Here is a 2876-nt window from a genome sequence, read left to right as displayed (position 1 = left end):
TGGCTCTGCCGTTGGGTATTACGGCGATCAACAAATGCACCCTTTTGACGAGTCGCTGCAAGTCAATCAAACCGGATTTAGCCATCAAGTCTGTCAACAGTGGGAAACCATTGCCAACCGCGCTCGTTCTGAAAACACTCGGGTCTGTGTGATAAGGACGGGCATCGTTCTCCACCCGACCGGCGGTGCACTATCAAAAATGCTACCGATTTATAAGTTTGGCCTTGGTGGGCCGATTGGTTTAGGTCAGCAGTACATGCCATGGATACACATGACAGATATGATAAGAGCGATTCTGTATTTGCTTGAAACTTCACACGCGAGTGGCACATTTAACTTAACCGCGCCTCATCCGGTCACTAACCAACACTTTAGCCAAACCCTGGCAAAAACGTTAAAGCGACCACACTTTCTATTTACACCAAAACCCTTGATAAAGTTGATGTTAGGGGAAAGCGCTTCTTTGCTGCTTGATAGCCTCCGTTGCAAGCCTAAGAAGTTAACCGAACTGGGTTTTCACTTTCATTACTCTCGTATTGAGCCTGCTTTCAAAAACTTGTTACAACATCATAACTAATCGATTACTCTAGCAATTCAAAACCAAAAATAGTGACGTTTTAATGAGTCGATGGGTATTAATTACAGGCTGTTCTTCCGGAATCGGCCTGACTGCTGCAAAAGCATTAAAGGAGCGAGGATACCAAGTCATCGCTTCTTGTCGCAAAGTTGAAGATGTCGAGCGGTTAACCAAACTTGGGTTAACTTGCATTCAACTTGATCTGAACTGTGCAACCAGTATAAGCACAGCAGTAGAGTCGGTTCTCTCTATCACCGACAATCAACTCTTTGCATTATTTAATAATGGCGCTTATGGGCAACCAGGAGCGATTGAAGATCTTCCCACGCAAGCCTTGAGAGCGCAATTTGAAGCCAATGTCTTTGGTTGGCACCATCTCACCACGTCGCTTCTTCCTATTATGCGCAGCAACGGTGAAGGACGGATCATTCAAAACAGTTCCGTTTTGGGCTTCGCTGCGATGAAGTATCGAGGGGCCTATAACGCCTCTAAATTTGCGATAGAAGGATGGACAGACACGTTACGCCTAGAACTTGCTGGCACCAACATTTTCATTAGCCTCATAGAACCTGGCCCTATCGAAACTCAATTTCGCGCTAATGCATTGACAGCATTTGAACAGTGGATAGACACAAAAAACAGCCCACATCAGCAAGCCTATGCGTTACAAAAAGAACGGTTGAATAATGAGAAATCAGGGAATGCGTTTGCTCTTCCCCCTGAAGCTTGTCTGGCACCTTTGTTTGATGCGCTTGAATCCAACAGACCAAAGATTCGTTATCGAGTGACAACCCCGACGAAATTGTTTGCCATATTAAAAAGGCTATTACCAAATCGGTGGTTAGATAGACTATTACAAAAAGCCGCTTAATGAGTAATCTGTAATCAAATCGTCATACTTCCCTGTCATCATGCTCATGAAACATACAAAAATGTGACTTACAACATTTGTTCAGGTGACGATTTTAATGACATTAACTCAACTCAATATACTTGGTGTATGCATTACGCTGACTTTGTTTATTTTGTTTTAGATTACAACAGCTCCAAATGCAGACCTCCTTTGAAAAGAAATGCCACTAAATAACGTGGCATTTTTCATTTCCCCTTGATAAACACGCTATAAGCCCCTATTTCTTATATCAATTGAGCGAATCACTTAGGATAGGCACAAATGCAATCACCATATATTGTTGAAATGAATGAGCAAAACTTCAGAGACACTCTAGAAGGCTCGACGAACACTCCCGTCCTTATTCACTTCTGGGCACCAATGAGCCAAGAAAGTGCTGAAATCATCCCTCAACTTCAAACGGTTACTCAGCAATATGATGGTGCATTCACGCTCGCTTTGCTCAACTGCGAACAAGAGCAAGCCATTGCTGCTCAGTTTGGCGTGCAGTCGCTTCCAACCATTGCCCTTTTTATTAATGGTCAAGCCGTTGATGGCCTTGGTGGTCCTCAACCGATTGGCGCTATTGAGCAAATGCTAACCAAACATTTACCTAGCCAAGATGAACGCAACCTCAACAAAGCCCTTGAGTTGGTGCAAGACCATCAATACGAACAAGCATTAGTGTTATTCAACGCGCTCGACGACGATCTAAAAAACAAGCCTGAGGTAAGATTAGCCATTGCTCAGAGCTTACTCGAAACACAGCAATTTGATTTGGCGGAAGTTCAGTTACAACATATTCCACTTGAGTATCAAGATAACTACTACAAAAGCCTGATTGCAAAACTCGAGCTGCATAAGCAGGCGGCAGACAGCCCTGAAATACAAGCGCTTGAAACGGCTCTAGCGCAAAATTCATCGGATCACGCTACCGCCTGTGAATTGGCGCTGCAGTATCATCAAGTGAATCGTTCAGAAGAGGCATTGGAATTGCTCTGGGGCTATCTGAAATCGGACCTTAACGCTTATGATGGTAAATTCAAAAAAGAGATGATGGACATTTTAAGCGCACTTGGACAAGGCAACCCTATCGCAGGTAAATACCGACGTCAGCTCTACTCGCTGCTGTACTAACATTACGTTCCTGACAGAACTGACTAACATAGCTCACTCAAACTACTCACTAAAATTGATTATTAATATTGTTGCATTAATAACAATCAACAACTTAAGGTTGTCATTTCAACCTTAAGTTGTCTAAAAACGACGACTCTGCCTAACTATTCCAAATCCAAACGCGCTAAAATAGACGACAATTCATACAAAAACCTAGGTTAGGAATGGTTATGCCAATTGATTCTCTTATTACTATCAGCGTGTTTATCTTTGTTGCCATCGCCGTTA

General features: G+C 43.0%; 3 protein-coding genes. All 3 read left to right on the top strand.

The genetic code is table 11. The features are described from left to right. A partial coding sequence (locus tag ACP45E_RS08195) for a TIGR01777 family oxidoreductase (RefSeq protein ID WP_069584877.1) occupies positions 1–577 on the top strand: 577 nt, incomplete at its 5' end. A gap of 43 nt (positions 578–620) precedes the next feature. After that, a complete protein-coding gene (locus tag ACP45E_RS08190; RefSeq protein ID WP_017037923.1) occupies positions 621–1448 on the top strand; it encodes an SDR family oxidoreductase in 828 nt (275 codons plus the stop codon). Positions 1449–1751: 303 nt separating this feature from the next. Next, positions 1752–2606 carry a co-chaperone YbbN gene (locus ACP45E_RS08185; protein WP_017037924.1) on the top strand — a complete coding sequence of 285 codons (855 nt, stop codon included), beginning with the start codon at positions 1752–1754 and terminating at the stop codon, positions 2604–2606. The last annotated feature ends 270 nt before the right edge of the window (positions 2607–2876 follow it).

This window comes from Vibrio genomosp. F10 str. 9ZD137 (genome assembly GCF_049974785.1).
Taxonomy (GTDB): Bacteria; Pseudomonadota; Gammaproteobacteria; order Enterobacterales; family Vibrionaceae; genus Vibrio.
This window is presented reverse-complemented; position numbering and strand designations above follow the sequence as displayed.